The sequence below is a fragment of the Clostridium sp. 1001283B150210_160208_E6 genome (assembly GCF_015669365.1).
Taxonomy (GTDB): Bacteria; Bacillota; Clostridia; order Clostridiales; family Clostridiaceae; genus Clostridium; species Clostridium paraputrificum.
Window position 1 is genome coordinate 373,716 of sequence record NZ_JADPAA010000001.1, and the last position, 18,915, is coordinate 392,630.

Below are 18,915 nucleotides of genomic sequence, written 5' to 3' on the forward strand. Positions count from 1 at the left end.
TTCCTCCCTTTCTTACTTAGAACCCTATCTTTTTTCTATTTTTATTGAACTTTACCTCATATACTGTAAGCATTATAGCTCCCAAACAAGTAAGCAATAACCCAATTTTCTTATATATATCATTAGGTGTACCACCTGTTTCTGGAACCTCAATGTTTGGTGTATTTTCAACGGCAAATTCTAATTTAATACTAGATTCAGTGGATGTATGATTAATGTTTACTTTCTCCATGCTATCATTAGGAACTTTTTCATCTCCCATTAATTGATAATAACTTCCCTTACTATCAACATGAATAAATATAAACTGACTATCAACTACAAATCCCTCAGGATGTTTTGTTTCTTGTATAACATAATCACCAAAAGGTAACTCTTTTACTTTTAACAATCCAACACTGTCTTTACCTGTTTCTGAACCATCTGTTAATAATGTTTCCTTATCTCCATTTTCATCAAATACATAATAACTATTATTTAATGTAAATTTTAATGGTGTATTTAAATCACTTGATTTATAAAGTTTAAATTCTGCACCAGATAGATAATCATTATTACCTGTGCTACTCTTTTTCTGTATAGTCAAATCTACCGAGTCCACTTGATTTTTAACTATAATGCTCCCAATAATAATTCCATCATTATTTTCATAACTTACAGTAGCATTGCTTGGTACATCTACCTCTTTTGCATAATAGCTAAAATCATATTTTACTATCTTTCCATCTTCCTCTAGGATTTTTGATGAAAAATACTGTTCTCCTATTAAGGTTTGCTTCCAGTCATTCTCCTGGCTTAATGTAACAGTTTCTACCAAGGTATTATTTTTTAATTCATTTATGTCCACATTATCTACAACAGTACCTTCAGTTGGCTGAAAATCTTCATCTTTAGTTGTTTTTCTATGAATTTCAACTGATACTGGCTTCCAATATTGCTTGTCCAACTCATTTCCTTCTGTGTCAATCCACTTCTTTTGAATCTTAAGGTCTCTAAAGTTGTTATACAATACATTACTACCATTCATATCATGCTTTATTGTACATTTCTCATCTTCATAAAAACCTTCAAGCTTTGCTGACATATTAACACCACCTACTGTACTTGTTGATGGTAAAACATTAAATTTAGCATAATACACATTATCATTTTTAATGTACTGAGTGTTGGTATATTCTTCTGAAATCTTGAAAATATACTCCCCTCGCTTTGTTAAACCTGAAAGATCAAATGTAACTAATCCATTTATAGTATTTTCAGCATACTGAATTGGAATATTCTCTGCAGTTTCAGGCTTTGAAATATTTTCTATTTTAAATTTAAACACTTCATTCTCATTTGGTATTGATCCATTTACTGTTTTTCTAAATCCCAATAAAGACTTAACATTAAATGGCCACATATGTCCTTCTGCACTTGATTTAATACTATTGGCAATCATAGTACCATTATAGTCACCACTATTTATTTCAACATGAGCTTTTGGTGCTACTAGATGTCCAACATATTTGTTCATACTTCCCCCTACTGTAATTTTAGTTGCATTAGGGAAAAACCCAACAATATTAAAGGCCTCTTCAACCTCAATAGAATCAAAGTGATACGCATCTTTTATATTTCCAGATCCAATAATAGCTAATTTATCTCCTAATTTATCAGAAACTGATTTAAATATAGCTGGCATATTAAATTCTCCAGAATCTAAGATATTTATAAATGTTGTCATATTACCTACTTCATGTAAGCTTTCATAATCATAAATAATATAATCAATATCTTTAACTGAAGAAATTTCAAAGTTATATCCAAGTTTCAATCGAATTCCGTAATTATAACTTCCTGATCCACAATTTTCTAAGGTATATCCTTCTTTTTCAATAATTTCACCTGGAGGTAAGTTTTTCATTTCTTCTATATCTTTATCAGTAATTGTAATTTTCTTCATATAATGCCCTGTTACATCAATTCCTTGAAAATCTTTTAAGTCTTGCATTTGCTGAATAATTTTTTCTTTTGCCACTTCCATATCAATGTATTTGTAATTATCATTTGTATAATAATAATTGTAATAAAGTGAAGTGTTAGATTCTTGCATTGTCCAATATCTCTTGTTTGCTTCTATATTTCCATTAATGAATATTGGCATATTAGAAGTTGTAATGATTGTATTACTATTCTCAGCATTTCCGCCAATATAAGAAGGAACTGTATGTGGATACTCTACATTTGTTGTAGTGCCACCTATAGAAACCTTAACATTCCCCTCAGCTGCAACTGGTCCAACAATGTGTGTACCTTCATATGAATCAAAGGTAAAAGCATTGTACCTAGCTAAGATATTAAATATATCGTAGCTTTCTCCAAAATCACCAAAGGTATATCTATTTTGCTCCCCCTCATTTGAGTGTTCTCTGTTAGTTTCATCTCTCCAAATTTTATAACGCTCTGGATAAACACCTAATGATAAATCTGGTTCTTCTCCATCATAGTTATAAGCTTTTTCTACTACTTTGTTTGTTGTTTCTTTCAAATCATTGCCTAACTGATTGTGAGGGTTGTTATCCCCATTTTCACCAGCGCTTATTTCAACCGTTGAAATACTTTTTCCTTCTACTAACACCGAAATATTACTGGATAATACCACTACCATGCAAAGTATGGCTACTAATATTCTCTTCATCTTATTACTTTTCATGGCTCTTCTTCCTCCAATCATTTTTTTAATTTACTCATTATTTATCAAATTATAACAAACAATTACATTTTTAACTTTTATAGTTATAATATATTAACTAAAAGTCACATAACGGTCACAAAAAAGGTGGAGTGGATATTTATTTTGCTTGTTCTGTCGCAAGCTCCAAGTCACAGAAAAATAAATATCTATTCCCTTCTTACTAAAGGTAAGGAAATTATAAAATTACTATCCTTGATTTTATATTTTTCTATACATTAAAAAAAGAACTGGCATATTTCCAGTTCTAAATAATAATATTATTAGTTTATATATCATCAATTTCACAAATACTATATTGTAATATCACTTTATCTGTTTTTTCCATTTTGTAAAACTGATCCTTTAACCGTTCAATAACCATCTTTGCATCTTCATATTTACAAGCTGGAAGCATTACTAAAAACTGATTCACACTATATTTGCAAATAACATCACTAGACCTCATACAATTAAGCAGAGTTGTTTTTAAAACCTCCATCTCTTCTCTTATAACATTAAGATAGCTCCCATCTTCTTTTGATATTTGAAAATTAGGCTGTAAACTAATCAATACCAAATGAACAGAAATCCCCATCCTTTTACCACTACGTGATTCCAATATATATATTTTCCTAAACACTCCATATTCACACAAAAAAGCTCCAGAGGGAAGTTTTTGTTCTTTCAATTCTTCTTGAATAACATCTATATTACTTTCATGGTCATGCTGTATCTGTTGCAGTTTTTCATAAATCTCCTGCATTTCTTTTGACGGCCGTACTCCTATTACATCATATAAATATCTTTCCGTCTGTTTATAGTGTTCTAAAGCCAGTTTCTGTTTATTATTTGCAATCAATGCTCTCAGCATAAAACAATGAATTTCTTCATCTAATGGCTCTGTCTTAAAAGCTTTTTGACATACCTCTTCTACTTCTGAATATCTCTTTTCTTTTTCCATAAGTCTTACTAATTTTTTTACTATATCCAAATACATAGAATGATAGTATGTAGACATGGATATTACCCAATATTCCTCTGACAATTTAGGAAGAAATACCCCTTGGTATAATTCAATTGCTTTTTTTCCCATCCACAGTTGTTCTTCCACACTTTCAGCATTAATCATATTCTTACAACAATATTCAAATTTTTCTGTATCAACATTCAAAACAATTTCTGGGTTCCACTTATATGTACCCTTTCCTGTTAATATAAACTCATAATCACCCCATACTTTTTTTAAGCAATTTCTAAGTCTATACATTAAATTTTTTAAGGCTCCAATTGGATTTTCACTTTCATTTTCTGACCATAGCACGTCTATAAGTTCCTGAGCTGTTAATCTTTTGTTTCTATGACATAACATATAAGTGAGTAATCTTGTCAGCATCTCTGAACGAATACTCTCTGTATTTAACATGCCATCTTCATTTGATATTCGAAACTCCCCAAACATTCTTACATTCAGTTTAAGATATAATTCACGCTCTTTCTTTTTCATAATGGCCTACTCTCCCCATAAGCTAATACTTGCCTTTTTATACCTTATTCATATTATTAAAATTCTATATATACCTTCATATTCCTCCCAAATACCCTATTAAATCCCAAATTATTTTACAAATTATTTCATACAAAGTAAAAAGGAAGTTAGTTTTCTAACTTCCTAATCTAAAATCTTTGTTTTCACTTAATTATTTCTCTTTGAATACCTCATCACTACAATCCCATCCTCAACTGAATACTCCTGAAGTTTCAGATCTATTTTAGTGCCATTTCCAAGGAATAGCTTTCTTCCTTCTCCTAAAATAGTTGGTATTATTCCTATAATATATTCATCTATAATATCAGCTTTAATAAAGGGATCAATCATTTTGCCTCCGCCAAATAAAAATATGTTCTTCCCTTCTGCCTTTAAATCACTTATTTGTTTGCAGATATCACCTTTTATAAAATGATAGTTTTCATAATCCTCCATATCATCTGATGTTGCTATATATACATCTTTATCCTTATAGTCTTTGTGAAAATTTTGATCATAGCAATTTCTACCCATAACTACAACATCAATACCTTCTAGAAACTTAGGAAAGTCAATTTTGTTTTCTGTATTCAATGTAGGGCTACCATCTCCAACTATCCAATCAAATCCACCATCTTCATCTGCTATATATCCATCTAAACTAATTGCTAAATTTAATATTATTTTTCCATTCATATATTAACCCTCACTTTCATTTTAACTATATCATCTCCTTGATATAAAATATATAGATATTAATGCCTTTAATTTATAGCAATTTAAAATTTTATACTTTCCTAGAGGTTAAAAATGCCCAAAAATGTGATATATGCAACAATTGCATATATAATAAAAGAGGTGATGTTTATGGATTATAAGTATATTGAAACTTTGGTGAAGCTTGCAAAGGAAAAAGATATTGAAGCACAAGAAATTCTTGTTGAAGAATTCAAACCAATAATATATGGGCTTACTAAAAAGGTATTTGCTCCTGGATATGAAAGGGAGGATCTTATTAGTGAATCCTATAGAATCCTTTTTAACTGCATAGCTAAATATGATACAAGCAAACATAGATTTGTTGCTTATTCTATTAATGCTATAAAAAATAACTTTAAATATATACTTAGGAAATCTACTCAAAGGGATGACCATGAGGGATTGCTCTCTGGTGATATTTCTACAGACTTAGAATCTCTTCTTAAACCTGAGGAGTGTGCATATGAGAAAAAGGAGTCAGACATTATAGATGCTCAGCTTATTAAACATGTTTTTAAGGAGCTAAACAAAGATGAACTTGAATTAGTTAATCTTGTTGTCTTTGAGGAACATACAGTTAGAGAATATGCTGCATTTAAAAATCTTAACTACTCTACTGCTGTAAAGAAAAAGAAATCAGCATTAGATAAAATGAAAATTCCTTTTAATGAATTTATAAATAATACTTATAATGTTTAAAACCTGGAACTATTCCAGGTTTTATTTTTTTATTTTAAATTTCAATTTCATTTCCTTGATAAACTGCTCCAAAATTTATTTTAAAATTCATTTTACGAATTCCTTGTGAGCCAAAATTTTAAGTGCATATTTTTATAAACATATATTTATGTATTTATATATTTTTATATTTATATATTTAAAACAATATATAAATATTTATTTGTACATATAAAAGACCAGGAAAACTAATTTCCTGGCCTTCTTTACTTCTGATTATATTTAATTTACTAATCTAATATTTCACCATTTGATTCAATACATTTCTTATACCAATAGAAAGAGTCTTTTTTATAACGTTTCTTCGTACCTTTTCCTTCATCATCATGATCTACGTATATTACTCCATATCTTTTAGACACTTCCATAGGGCCACATGATACTATATCAATAAAGCCCCACATTGTATATCCTAATAAGTCTACACCATCTATTACAGCTTCCTTCATTTGCTCTATATGTTCTTTTAAATAATCAATTCTATATGGATCGTGAATACTTCCATCCTCTTCTAGAACATCTTTAGCACCAAGTCCATTTTCTGCAATAAAAATAGGTAATTGATATCTATCATAAACTTGATTTAATGTTATTCTTAATCCAATAGGATCCTTTTGCCATCCCCACTCACTAGATTCAAGATATGGATTTTTATTAGCCATAATTAAATTACCACTTGTTTTTTCCCATCCTTGTTCAACAGTGGATACTTGTGAGAAGTAGTATGAGAAAGAAACAAAATCAATGGTGTTTTCTTTAATAATTTCAGCATCTCCCTCTTCCATATGAATATTGATATTTTGTTCATTAAAAAATCTATCCATATAAGCAGGATATTTACCCCTTGCCATTACATCTAAATAGAACCAATTAGAATACTGGTCATCTAATATCATTTGCATAACATCTTCTGGTTTACAAGTTGCAGGATAGGTTGTAAATCTTGCAATCATCCCCCCTACCATAGAACCTGGTAATATTTCATGAGCTGCTTTTATAGTTAATGCATTAGCTAAGAATTGATGATGTAAACATTGGAATATTGCACTTTCATAATTCTCCTCTTCATCTTCTATTAGACATACTCCATTATAAGGATTAAACTTACCTGCATTAAATTCATTAAATGGTAACCAATAGTCTACTCTTCTTCCTAACCTTTCAAATAATGTCTTAGCATACTTCACGTAGAAATCTACAGTTTTTCTACTTTTCCATCCGCCATATTTTAACACTAAATTTACTGGAATATTATAGTGCAAAATTGTTGCAAAAACCTTGATTCCATACTTATGGCATTCATCAAATAAATTTATATAAAATTGTATTCCTTCTTCATTTGGAGATTCATCATCCCCATTTGGGAAAATTCTAGCCCAACTAATAGATGTTCTTAAAATCTTAATACCTAACTCATGAAATAGCTTTACATCTTCCTTATAAGTATTATAAAAATCTATTCCCCATCTAAATGGATAATGAACCGAATCTTTGTCCGTTAATGCTTTTTCAAACTTCTCTTTATTAATTCTCTTATTCTTTTTATCTGCTCTTTCTTCCTTTGTCCAAGCCGCATCAAAATATCTTAAATCTTGAGTATCAAGACCTTTACCACCTTGATTATATGCCCCTTCTGCTTGAGATGCCGCTATAGCTCCTCCCCATAGAAATTCTTCTTTAAAACCTTTTAACATTACTCTACACCTGCCTCAATTTTTGATTCTTCTTCTACTGCCTTTTTATCTAATACTTTAAAGAATGGTATATACATTGCTGTTGCTACTAGTAAACATACTAATTGTAATAACATAACTCCTACTCCACCTTGTAGGAATGAATTGATAAGTGGAGGTGTTGTCCAAGGTAATGATGCTCCTGTTGTATAACCTACAAGTCCACTACTCATTGCAAAATATGCTATAGTTCCTGTTACTAATGGATTTAATACTAGTGGTAAGAACATCATTGGATTTAGCATTAATGGCATACCAAAGCATAGAGGCTCATTAATATTAAATAGTGATGGAATTAAAGCCATCCTTCCAAGAGATTTGTATCTATTAGACCTTGCTCTAAAAGCCATAAATATACACAACCCTACAGTTGTACCTAAACCACCAATCTTTAAAAACAGAACCCAGTTAGCATACATATTAGGCAATTGAGCTCCTACTTGGAAAGCTTCTAAGTTTTGAAGGTTAATTCCTACTACTATTGGTTGAACAGCTGCATATACTGCTGCACCATGTATTCCAAAAAACCAACATAAGTTCATAAACATATATAATCCAACAAAAAACCAGAATGAATTACCTAACTTAAGCATAGGAGCTTGTACCATTTCTGTAATAAAACTATGAATATTTCCATATGGTGTAGCTACAAAAATTGCATGTACCACAACAGTGAAAGTTATAGTTATTACTCCTGCTATAATAGAAGAAAAGGAATTAGCAACCATTGGAGGGACTCCTGCTGGCATCTTTATCTCCCATCCCTTTTCTGTTACAAAAATATATATTCTACCTATTACTAAACCAACAATAAGCGCAACAAATAATGAATTAGATCCAAAGTATGTTGTTGATATTGCGGAAATTGGCTTTTCAACACCTTCTACAGTTACAGACATAGGTGTTAATATTAAAAATGAAACCAATCCTAAAAGTCCACATGCAGACTTTCCTTTCACCTTAAATTTATCTGCTAAACAAAAAGCTGCAAAAAATGCTGTAAATAAAGATATAGAATTTGTAGTTGCATTTCCAACACTATTTAAAACTTCATAAATCCCTACAGACTTTAAAAAGTTAATATACACTTTTATTGGAAAGTTAGCTATTAATGTAAATACTGAACCTATAATAATTACTGGTAATGTTCTAAAAAAACTTCCTGATATTGCTTGAAGGTATTTATTATCAGCAAACTTTGCAAACATAGGACTTAGTTTATTCTCTAAAAAGTTAGTTAATTTATCCATCATTATCTTTCTCTCCTTTATATAACCTAGAACGCTCTGTACTCTTATAATATCCTCTAAAACCTTTACACACAATTACCTTATACCTTTTATTGACTTACCAAACTTAAGATGTTATTTTTTAATAGAGGTGATAATTTATGAATGTAGCTTCAATGGAAGAATTTCTATTTAATGAAACTGAAAGTGAGCTAAACCATCTAAATAATAATTCTCTATTATCTAAAAGATATAAAAATATACCTAAAGTACGCATTGATGATAAGGATATATATTTATTTAAATTTGATACTTTACTTAAAAATAATAATGTATCTATACATAAAGAATCAAGGTTTACTCACATTCCACTACATATTCATACTGTAATAGAGCTATTATACGTATATAGTGGTGAATGTACTCAAATAATCTCAGGTAAAGAGATACATATGAAACAAGGAAGTATTTGTTTGCTAGATACTAACGTGCCACATGAAATTAAATATTTAAATTCAAATGATATTATTATAAGTATAGTAATGAGAAAGCAATACTTCTCAACAAGCTTTTTATCACGTCTTGGTAAAAACAGTATTATAAATGATTTTCTTATAAATGCATTATCAGATAATACCACTCATGATCAATATCTTTTGTTGGATAATTGCTTAGAATCGAATATTCATTCTATAATACAAAATATTTTATGTGAAAATTATGAGAAGCAGCTTTGCAGAAATGAAATTATAGACTCTTACATGGTTATTCTTTTTTGCGAAATGCTTCGTCTATATCAAGATAAAAAATATAATATTGATAGTTCTAAATCAACTAACTTGTTATTTGAAATACTTTCGTATATTGAAAACAACTATCATGATATTACTTTAGAAAAGACAGCCGCCCATTTTTCATTTCATCCTAACTATTTAAGTTCTTTTATTAAAAAGAATACTGGACGTTCATTTAAGAATTTGGTTATTATGCAAAAAATGTCTGAAGCTTGCTTTTATCTAACTAATAGTGATATGCCTATTTACGAAATTGCAAATACTATAGGTTATGACAATCTTGGCTTTTTTTATAAGAAATTTCAATCTATATATAATCTTTCTCCACAAGAATATAGAAATAATTACTCTTAACTTATGCCACCTCTTCAATTTTGTATATTTAAATATATACTTAGATAAAATAATACCGAAAGGTGGTTTTGTTTTAATGAAAAAAATTATAAGTATATCCTTAATTTCTTTATCACTATTATTTTGTGTCTCTCCTCAGTTAGTATCTGCTGTAAACATATTTGAAGAAGGTGTTTATAAAGCAACTGACTTTAACTTTTCATCTGATAATAAATATATAGTTCAAAATGTTTCTAAAGAGAACACTGCTTTTATTCAGGTTTTTGACGAAAACCAAAATTTATTACAATCAATTCATCTTTCCCAGAATTCTGATAAATATAATCTACTACCTTTGAAGCCAGATTATAGAATAGTAATAGTGGGTAAAGGTAATGTATTTATATCTTCTTAATAAGAAATGTTCATAACTCTATCATTTAAATAGGAATTAAAATTATCATATTCAATTTCAGTCAAAAGATTAGGATATGACATAACTGATAGTGAATGACCTTTATTTAATTGGCTATATGGGGGATGGATATGATTGAATTTGTTTTCTTTATATCCAACCCTTGTATAAAATGACTTTCTTCTAATAGACATCTCATCTATAGGCGGGTCAATTTCTAAGATTACTGTCTTTTTCTTTTCCTTAAGTAATTCAAGTGCTTTTTCCCCATACTTTTTATTACGCATATTAGGCTCTACGCAAAAATGCTCAATATATATGTAATTTGATGTTTCCCAATAAAGCACAATACCTACAAAGCTATCATTATCATAAATTAAATCAAAATGATATTCCTCATCCTTTAATATTTCTTTTTGAGATTCAATTTCTCTTTGTTCATGAGAAGGAAAGCTTTTTCCATATAACTTCATAGCTTCACTAAACATTTTATCATCTTTAGATAATAATCTAATAAACTTCATAGTTCACCTCCAAATCGTTTTTAAATACTAACACCATTTTATTAAATTTAGTACCTTTTTTTGGTACAAACCATAGATTATAATTACATTATATAGTGATTTGTGCCGAATCATTATTGGTTGTTTGTGAGAAAGATAAGTTCCCCCCTGGTACTTATCTTTTCTTTTTTTACTGTCTAGTAAATTATAAAATTTCAATTAGCTATAAATCAAAGGTATTATTACATTTTCATATTAAAAAATATAAAATAAAGGATATTAATTTTATAATTTCCTTACCTTAAGTAAGAAGGGAATAGATATTTATTTTTCTGTGACTTGGAGCTTGCGACGGAACACGAAAAATAAATATCTATGGACTATGCGACGGAACAAGGGAAATAAATATCCGCCACACCTTTTTTATTAAACTTCTCCATTTTGAATTCTAAGTGCAAGGTTCTTAACCTTTTCTTCAATTACTCTTGCTACCTTAATAAACTCTTCATCTGATTTGCCAGTTGGATCTTCCAATCCCCAATCTTCAATATGATTTGCAGGTAAATAAGGACATACAACATTACAGCCCATCTTTATAACTATATCTACGCTTGGTATATCTGATAATAATTTAGATTTTTGAGTTTCATTCATATCAATATCATATAAATCTTTAATTATTCTAACTGCATCTTGATTAATCTGAGGCTTCTTTTCTGTACCTGCTGAATATGAGTAAAACACATCTCCTGCAAACTTTTTACCTAAGGCCTCTGCCATTTGTGATCTACAAGAATTGTGGACACATATAAATGCTACTTTTTTCTTCATGCTTTTTTACCCTCTTTTCTCTAATTCATTCTCTATAAAATCTTTTGAAATATACATGGCCCTTATAATAGGAGCAAATCTCCTAAATTGAACAGTTCCTTCTTCATATTTTATTTGAGCCTTTTCTGTTTTATTTATAATTGAAACAACAGGTGGCAAGGCTTTTTCTAAATCTTCTTTGGTGTACATACTAACATTAATATCATTTTCTATCAAAGCTTTTGAAATATATAATCCCTTTATTCGATTTTTTAAAAGGGAATGTTGTGATGTACCTTCTGCAAATTTTAACTGCATCTTCTCGCACTTACCTATAGTAGAAGATATAAACCTTACCGTTGTATCTAGTTCATTTTGTGAATATTTATCCATCTGTATCTCCTATAACTTTTTATTAATCCATTATAACATATATATTATTGGTGTTAATAAAAAGGATAAACCCCTCCTTGGAGCCTATCCTTCCCATTTTTTAATTAGGACTTAAAGTCATATGGACTTTTTTTCTTTCCAAAGCAATACCCATTATACGCTATTCCAATCATCATTAGAACAACACTAATAACCATCATAGGATAAGCTACAATGTCTGGATACTCACCAATAAAACGCTTACCAATAGCATAGATTAAAAATATTATCATTCCCACTGGTGATGATAAAGCAAGTAGTTTTCTTTTCATAGGACACACATCTCCTTATACCTTTCTATTAAAGTACACCTTTAATATTCCTTTCACTAATGCACTGAACATCAAAGTTGAAAGTAAAACAAAAAATACTATTTCATTATAAAATCCTGATATGATTGTTCCTATTGCCAAGCCCCCTAAAATGATATTTATACCAACTCCACCTATTTGAGCACGTATATATTTACAACGTTCATCATTTTCGTAAATATATAGTTCCCTCAATTTATCTTCTTTTCTAAGGGCTCCTTGATATTTAAACACTAAATAAATTAGTAAGGCTTGAACAGCTACATATAGCCCCACATTAACGCCAGACATAAATCCTAATGCAAATTCGCTTTGTCCAGCAGTAGGGTGAAAAAGGCCAAAAGACACCATAATTATTAGTATACTGTTGTAACAAACTAACATTCTTATTCTGGTTTGCAAGTCTTTTTTAAACTTATCCATTTTATATTTCCTCCACCTCTGAAAAATCAAATATATCCTCTATGGTAGTGCCAAAGTATTTGGCAATCTTATAAGCTAAAACCAAGGATGCAGTATACTTTTCAACCTCTAAAGAGGTTATAGTTTGCCTTGTAACTCCCACAGCTAAAGCAAGTTCTTCTTGCGAAATTTTATGTTTCTTTCGCAATTCAGCAATTCTTGTTTTCAACGTAACACCTCCATATTGCAAAGTAAACTTTGCAATATAATCATAACAAATTTTACCACAATTGTATAGTATGCTTTGCATTTTAATTTATAGGTGTAGCGGATATTTATTTTGCTTGTTCCGTCGCAAGCTCCAAGTCACATAAAAATAAATATCTATTCCCTTCTTACTTAAGGTAAGGAATAAAAAAATATCCCATATTCACTTTTGAATAATAGGATATATTAATTAGAGTTTATATATTCTAAAGTTTTATAATAATAGTCATAATTACTGCTACTACTACTGCCAATATCCCAGCCCCTACTGCTAAGAAAATTTTCTGATATGGACGTTTCCCATACTCTTGATTTTTTTGAAGCTCATCCATATTCTTACCATCTATAAAAGCAAGAATTTCTTTATATGTTTGGATATCAAACTTCTTTTTGTATTTTTCAACCTTCAAGGAATAACAAATTGCAACTATTGCAATTACTCCCCAAATTCCCATTCCAATCTTCCCTAAAAAGTACCTAAGTGGAATAGGTAATAAAATAGTTGCTAATAACAACACAGCAAAGATTTTACTTAGGTGGTTAAATTCCTCAATATCTTCTGATTTAATTTTTTCCTTCATTTTTTCAAGGTCTCCTTTAATTAATATGTCAAGAGAGACATTAAAAAGAGAGCTTAGCAATAATAAGCTTTTCACATCAGGGTAGTTCTTATTGTTTTCCCAATTTGAAATAGTTTGACGAGACACAAATATCTTTTCAGCTAGTTCATCCTGTGAAAGCTCCATCTCTGTTCTATATTTTTTTATTTGTTTTCCAATCTTCATACAATGCCCTCCTGCACTATCAGTCTATAACCTGAAATGAATTTTTACTATCAAAAGTCTTTGATATTGGCTATTTTCCTCATGTCAAAAGTATTTGACATCCTAAAAATGCTCATTTATATAGCTTAATTTATAAATTAAACTCTCTAATGTACTTAATATTTTTTATAATAATATCTGACTGCCACCAGTTTTTACTTATAGCCCATTCTTCAGGATAATCATTCCACTCCCATGTAACTCCCCAAGAACCATCCTCATTTTGAGTCTTTAAAATAAATTCGTATTCAAAGTCACATATCTCCTTGTTTTCTAAATAAAACTCACTTGATTTACTATTTATGAACAATGATGGTTTACATATATAATCAGTGCTCCATATTTTAGTGTCGTACGTTATAACTTGCTTAATTTGTTTTTGTAATAATTTTTTAAATTCTTTCATATCCAATAAATTAAAAATAGAGCACTCTTTTATATAATGGTATAACTCTACAAAACAAGCACTTTCATGCATAGATTCTAGAGGAAAATTCTTTTTAAAATAATTATAAGCTTCTTTTGATAACTCGCATGCTAATTTATATATATCAGTATCTTTTTCTGCATATTTCAATATAAAACCTATTAAGCTCGCCGTAGGATTATATGTTAATTCTTGCTTTTGACTATAAGACCACCAAGGTGCATGAGGATAATTGTCATTTGTCACTACTGTATTTAAGCCATGCCACCTATGTCCATCAAATTCATCCTTAGAAGATAAATAATCTAAAATTCCTTTTATTATTGGATGGTTTTTATCATCTAAATTAATTTCTTTAATTATTTGAGTTGCTACCCATGTTTGCAATGGTGTTGAGTTAATATTCCAACAATCAGGTTCTAGTGCATTGGCAAATCCACCATCGTCATTTTGGTATGTCTTTAAAACACTAATTACATCTTCCTTACTTCCATTTTCAAATAAATAGTTCCATCTTGCCATATCAAGTGGTCTTGAATTCTTTAATATAAACTTTTTTGAAGCTGTATAATAATCCATCGCTTTCCTCCAATTAAATTAGTAGTGAAATTCCTACTTAACTGTTAGTTTTGTACTTTTTATTATACCATATTCTGTAATACTAACTATTATAAATGTTCTTGCCATTCCTACAACATCATTATAAAAATTAATACCCATAAATAATATTATTTATGGGTATTCTAGTTATATATATAGATTATTTTATCTTTTTAATTCAATTATGTTTTGTACTAAGGCCTTACATCTTCCACATTGAGTACCTACCCCTGTAACTTCTCCAACCTTTTCAACTGTATCAGCACCATTTTTCACTGCTTCTACTACTGATTCTAATGAAGTTCCTTTACAGCCACAAACAGATGCTAAAATCTTTTCTATTTCTTTAACGCAACCACCACAAGCAGTACCTGCTCCTGTCATCTCTTTTATTTCTTCTACAGTACGTGCACCTGCAATCATTGCCTTTCTAATATCTATATAGCTTACGTTCTTACAATGACATACTACTTTATTTCCAGCCATCTTTATCCTCCAGTATATTTCTTTATAGTTATCTAATAAGTTTTTTATCATTATAAGGTAAATTTTATTTCTTTTCAATATATTCTCTAATATATAATACATTCTGTATTTGTAGTTATTTGTTTTCATCATCCTTACTATTTATTTTCTCATCTATTCTATAATATAAGCGCTAACAATTTCACCATAGTATGCTGTATGAAAATCTCTATTTGCTCCATGGAATGAACCATCTACATCTTGTGGATAACAGGCTTTTAAATTTTCTTCTGTAATCTCATTCTTATCTTGCTTTTGTTTGTATATAACCTTGCATTCAAGTGTTAATGGAAGCTCTTTTATCCCTGGAACTGAAATGCTTTTAGGCTCTTCAAGGGATAAGTTAAGTTCACCAATTTTATCATTTGTACGACCTGATTTCGTTCCACATACACCTAATATTTTTCTATCAAATTCACCCATTGGAATATTTACAGTGAATTCAGGATTCTTTTCAAGTTGATCTTTTGTAAAACGGTTCTCTCTTACAAAAATTGTGAAAATAGGTTTTCCCCACTCAATTCCAATAGTTCCCCAAGAGACAGTCATAGAATTAACCTTATCCCCTACCTTTGTGGTTACCAAAACTCCTTTTTTAACAGCTTTCATAATTTCAGCAGCATAATCAAATACTTCTATTTCTTTTTTCATATCATTATTCTCCTTTAAATAAACATTATACTATTTCTATATTTATTATATACTTTATATATTTTATGAAAAGTACGCACTTTTTTGTTAGTTACTAATTAAAACGAGCTAGTTAAAGGTATTTTTCATAACCTTAACTAGCTGTTTTTTTGAATATAATTACTTATACCACTGTATTAAATTTAATTTCATAATCTTTCTATTCCTCTTTTAAATAACCTATTATAGCTAGCATAACTCCACTTACAAGAAAATATGTTGGCACAAAATAGCATGCTATTATCAAAAAGAAATTATCAATTTTTACATCCTTGACAATGGTACTTATGAAAATACCTATTAATGTTATGAATAACCCAAAAAGTATGCTTTTTACCCCACTTTTCTTTTTTACTTCTTTTATCATCCTTAAATTAATAATAATACTAAAAACTATCGCCAGTGCTAAATAACCAATATTGGTTCCATCTAAAATCACTCCCACATAACCTTCCCCTTTCACCATTTTGTTTGTAACTTTATGTATATGTACTGAATTATTGTATTAATCAAATATATAATAATAATCCTCTAATGTTTTACCAGTAACCACTTTCAATGCATCCTCTGAATCTTCCCTTGCCCATATTTCAATGCATTTTTCTATACCTTCTAACCCAACTTCTTTTATTATCTCATCCACTACTTTATAGCAAGAACCATAATAATTATTAATCTGTAACTTTGTAGTACCATACTCTTCAGAAGTTAAATCAACTTTATAAAGCCCTTCTTCATCAATTTTCTCAGTACCTATATTTACAGCTACCCAAGTACCTAATCCCTCTGCAAACCAAGCTGGCATATCTCCAAATCCAAGTCCACCAAATTGAGCTAACTTTTCCATATTAATTACGTGAGCATATTCATGTAATATTACATTTGTACAATACTCTTTATCATATGAACTTTCATTAAATGGCGTAACCACAAGCATATTTGCACCATTAACCTCTGCCACACTGTCTGCGCTACTATCATATCTAATTACAATATGGATCTCACTAGGAGTACTACAATTAAATATTTTTTCTATCTTATGAGAATTTTCATTTAAGATTTCTTCTATAAGTTCCATAGTTTTTATATTTTCCTTAGTATCGTTATAATGATATATTTTATTTACTTTTTTCTCTACTATTTCATAAGATGATAATTTACTAATTTCATATTGTTTTTCGTTATTATAATGTCTTCCTTTTTTCTCCTGATCGCTTAAATCAGCTTCTTCCATTATAATATTTAACCTTTCTTCTACTGACATTACAGCATTTTCAGCACCATAGGTTCTAATATTTACCTTACTATATGTATCTATTACAACTATTAGAAGAATGGATAATACAATGAAATAAAATCCCCTTAACTTCTTTTTCTTATAGAATGAATAAATACTTAAAGGTATTAAAACTAAAATTACTGCTGATACAGTATTAAAAGTCTCTGTGATCCCTGATAAACCTATAAAAACAACTGTTCCAAGTAAAAAAAGAATCGTCCCTAAAATTATTGCTACATACTTAATAATTTTCACCCATAAATTTCCCCTTTATAAACCCATCATTATTAGAATCCCATATTTAGAATAATCACACCCTAGCACTTAATAATATTAGTTAACACATTTATATTGTAATATTTTTCCATACAAACAACAATAAAACTCTTTATTTACACATTCAATTTTCTTTAAAGATAAATTACAATATCAAGTGCAACACTAATTAAGCAAAAAAATAGCCCATCCGGGCACGTTCATGTTAAAGTAATAATTGACTATAAAACCACTTTCAATTCCTAACTTGATTATTGCACACAAAAAATCTATATAATGATTATCAAATTTATCATTGAAATCCTGTATTGCTAGTTCTATATCTTTATCTCTAATTAATTTACCATTAAGTATTAAAAGAGCTTCTTTTAATCTTTCACTTTCTGCTTTATTCTTTAAGTTCATAAATGCTCTGTCATAATCACCAGTTGTACTTATCTCATTATAGAAAGTTTCTATATATGTTCTTAAAGGATCATTTAAATAAGGATATACATTTTAATCCAAAAATTAAATTTCCTATAACAAAAGCAATTACCGATATTACCCCTAGAAATAACAAGTAAATTTCCGTTGATAAAAACGGAATCTTTTTTCTCATCTCACTCCTTTCAATTAGCTTTTTTATTTAAATAATATATATTTGTTATTGTTACCAAAGCTAATATAACTGATATTATTGAAGCTAACCAAAAGTCAAGTTTCCAATAAAAAATTATGATACCAATAACATATACCGGCCAAAATTTTTTTAACCTCTTATATTTTTCCAAATCTGAAAGTTTATAATAAAACGAAAGTTTCATCTATACCTCCTAAATTATCTTGGTCTAATTGGATCAAACCAACCATCATCATTTGGTCCACATAATATACGAACATTTAGTGAAGATTCGTAAAAAGTTATCCCCTTATTAATACATTTTTTATAATAATCACTCCTAAATATAAAACATCTATTAAATGTTATAAATGGATATTTTTATGATAAAACCCTCTTTTTTTTATGTCAATCTTCTTATAATATTAGTTTAAAATCTTACACTTTTTTTGTTAAATTTAGCACCTTTTTTTCATAAAATCATTTTTTTATAATAAAAATATCAAATGAATAATGACGTTGTGCCTAAAAGTTATTATTCAATATTAACTTTCATATTTAAGAAAACAAAAATAAAAAAAGATAAGTTCCCCCCTTGGTACTTATCTTTTTTTGTGTTTAGATAATATTCCACTTCCATCTTCTACTTTATTGTTACTTTATAATATCCTAGTATTGCAATATAAAAAATATTGAAAATCCATCTTTTAAGCGAAGCTCTATAGT

At 29.1% G+C, this 18,915-nt stretch carries 21 protein-coding genes; 3 read left to right on the forward strand and 18 right to left on the reverse strand.

Annotated elements, in window-relative coordinates; translation table 11 throughout:
• Positions 1-16: 16 nt before the first annotated feature.
• The 3 genes from I4V16_RS01910 to I4V16_RS01920 form a co-directional block, all read right to left on the reverse strand.
• Positions 17-2,695, reverse strand: coding sequence for a collagen-binding domain-containing protein (locus I4V16_RS01910; RefSeq protein WP_195966454.1), 2,679 nt, complete (start codon positions 2,693-2,695; stop codon positions 17-19).
• A gap of 307 nt (positions 2,696-3,002) precedes the next feature.
• Positions 3,003-4,220: a BTAD domain-containing putative transcriptional regulator gene (locus tag I4V16_RS01915; protein WP_195966455.1), complete on the reverse strand. Its 1,218-nt coding sequence runs from the start codon at positions 4,218-4,220 to the stop codon at positions 3,003-3,005.
• Positions 4,221-4,409: 189 nt separating this feature from the next.
• Positions 4,410-4,937 carry a dihydrofolate reductase family protein gene (locus I4V16_RS01920; protein WP_195963355.1) on the reverse strand — a complete coding sequence of 176 codons (528 nt, stop codon included), beginning with the start codon at positions 4,935-4,937 and terminating at the stop codon, positions 4,410-4,412.
• Positions 4,938-5,108: 171 nt separating this feature from the next.
• Here I4V16_RS01920 and I4V16_RS01925 point away from each other — a divergent pair, with 171 nt between their 5' ends.
• Positions 5,109-5,699 carry a sigma-70 family RNA polymerase sigma factor gene (locus tag I4V16_RS01925; protein WP_195963356.1) on the forward strand — a complete coding sequence of 197 codons (591 nt, stop codon included), beginning with the start codon at positions 5,109-5,111 and terminating at the stop codon, positions 5,697-5,699.
• A 269-nt stretch (positions 5,700-5,968) separates the two neighbouring features.
• On the opposite strand, the gene I4V16_RS01930 is transcribed toward I4V16_RS01925, so the two are convergent.
• Together I4V16_RS01930 and I4V16_RS01935 are read right to left on the reverse strand one after the other, a co-directional pair.
• Positions 5,969-7,432, reverse strand: a complete 1,464-nt coding sequence (locus I4V16_RS01930) for a family 1 glycosylhydrolase (protein ID WP_111937647.1) — start codon at positions 7,430-7,432, stop codon at positions 5,969-5,971.
• Positions 7,432-8,724: a PTS transporter subunit EIIC gene (locus I4V16_RS01935; RefSeq protein ID WP_099327655.1), complete on the reverse strand. Its 1,293-nt coding sequence runs from the start codon at positions 8,722-8,724 to the stop codon at positions 7,432-7,434. The genes I4V16_RS01930 and I4V16_RS01935 overlap by 1 nt, the downstream gene beginning before the upstream one ends.
• Before the next feature lie 137 nt (positions 8,725-8,861).
• On the opposite strand from I4V16_RS01935, the gene I4V16_RS01940 reads away from it, so the two are divergent.
• A complete protein-coding gene (locus I4V16_RS01940; RefSeq protein WP_099327656.1) occupies positions 8,862-9,848 on the forward strand; it encodes an AraC family transcriptional regulator in 987 nt (328 codons plus the stop codon).
• A 76-nt stretch (positions 9,849-9,924) separates the two neighbouring features.
• Positions 9,925-10,242 carry a hypothetical protein gene (locus I4V16_RS01945; RefSeq protein WP_099327657.1) on the forward strand — a complete coding sequence of 106 codons (318 nt, stop codon included), beginning with the start codon at positions 9,925-9,927 and terminating at the stop codon, positions 10,240-10,242.
• Here I4V16_RS01945 and I4V16_RS01950 read toward each other — a convergent pair.
• From I4V16_RS01950 to I4V16_RS02010, 13 genes are all read right to left on the reverse strand, one after another.
• Positions 10,239-10,766: a GNAT family N-acetyltransferase gene (locus I4V16_RS01950; protein ID WP_111937648.1), complete on the reverse strand. Its 528-nt coding sequence runs from the start codon at positions 10,764-10,766 to the stop codon at positions 10,239-10,241. The two genes, I4V16_RS01945 and I4V16_RS01950, sit on opposite strands and share 4 nt — an antisense overlap.
• Positions 10,767-11,171: 405 nt before the next feature.
• A complete protein-coding gene (locus tag I4V16_RS01955) occupies positions 11,172-11,576 on the reverse strand; it encodes an arsenate reductase ArsC (RefSeq protein ID WP_049178224.1) in 405 nt (134 codons plus the stop codon).
• 6 nt (positions 11,577-11,582) lie between these two features.
• Positions 11,583-11,948: a hypothetical protein gene (locus I4V16_RS01960; RefSeq protein ID WP_111937649.1), complete on the reverse strand. Its 366-nt coding sequence runs from the start codon at positions 11,946-11,948 to the stop codon at positions 11,583-11,585.
• Between the two features lie 104 nt (positions 11,949-12,052).
• Positions 12,053-12,259, reverse strand: a complete 207-nt coding sequence (locus tag I4V16_RS01965) for a hypothetical protein (protein ID WP_111937650.1) — start codon at positions 12,257-12,259, stop codon at positions 12,053-12,055.
• Positions 12,260-12,274: 15 nt separating this feature from the next.
• Positions 12,275-12,721 carry a hypothetical protein gene (locus I4V16_RS01970; RefSeq protein ID WP_111937651.1) on the reverse strand — a complete coding sequence of 149 codons (447 nt, stop codon included), beginning with the start codon at positions 12,719-12,721 and terminating at the stop codon, positions 12,275-12,277.
• 1 nt (position 12,722) lies between these two features.
• Positions 12,723-12,929 (reverse strand): helix-turn-helix transcriptional regulator, encoded by a 207-nt coding sequence (locus I4V16_RS01975; RefSeq protein ID WP_027098027.1) that lies wholly within the window; start codon positions 12,927-12,929, stop codon positions 12,723-12,725.
• A gap of 244 nt (positions 12,930-13,173) precedes the next feature.
• Positions 13,174-13,752, reverse strand: coding sequence for a helix-turn-helix transcriptional regulator (locus I4V16_RS01980; RefSeq protein ID WP_111937652.1), 579 nt, complete (start codon positions 13,750-13,752; stop codon positions 13,174-13,176).
• 130 nt (positions 13,753-13,882) lie between these two features.
• On the reverse strand, positions 13,883-14,797 hold the full coding sequence (locus I4V16_RS01985; RefSeq protein WP_195966456.1) for a hypothetical protein: 915 nt from the start codon (positions 14,795-14,797) through the stop codon (positions 13,883-13,885).
• Between the two features lie 186 nt (positions 14,798-14,983).
• Positions 14,984-15,304, reverse strand: a complete 321-nt coding sequence (locus I4V16_RS01990) for a (2Fe-2S)-binding protein (protein ID WP_195966457.1) — start codon at positions 15,302-15,304, stop codon at positions 14,984-14,986.
• 153 nt (positions 15,305-15,457) lie between these two features.
• Complete coding sequence (locus I4V16_RS01995) at positions 15,458-15,994, reverse strand: flavin reductase family protein (RefSeq protein ID WP_049178215.1); 537 nt, start codon at positions 15,992-15,994, stop codon at positions 15,458-15,460.
• 199 nt (positions 15,995-16,193) lie between these two features.
• Entirely contained in the window at positions 16,194-16,478 is a 285-nt protein-coding gene (locus I4V16_RS02000; RefSeq protein WP_195541957.1) for a hypothetical protein, read from the reverse strand.
• A gap of 60 nt (positions 16,479-16,538) precedes the next feature.
• Entirely contained in the window at positions 16,539-17,567 is a 1,029-nt protein-coding gene (locus I4V16_RS02005; RefSeq protein WP_195966458.1) for a hypothetical protein, read from the reverse strand.
• A gap of 186 nt (positions 17,568-17,753) precedes the next feature.
• Positions 17,754-17,993 (reverse strand): hypothetical protein, encoded by a 240-nt coding sequence (locus I4V16_RS02010; RefSeq protein ID WP_195966459.1) that lies wholly within the window; start codon positions 17,991-17,993, stop codon positions 17,754-17,756.
• Between the last annotated feature and the right edge of the window lie 922 nt (positions 17,994-18,915).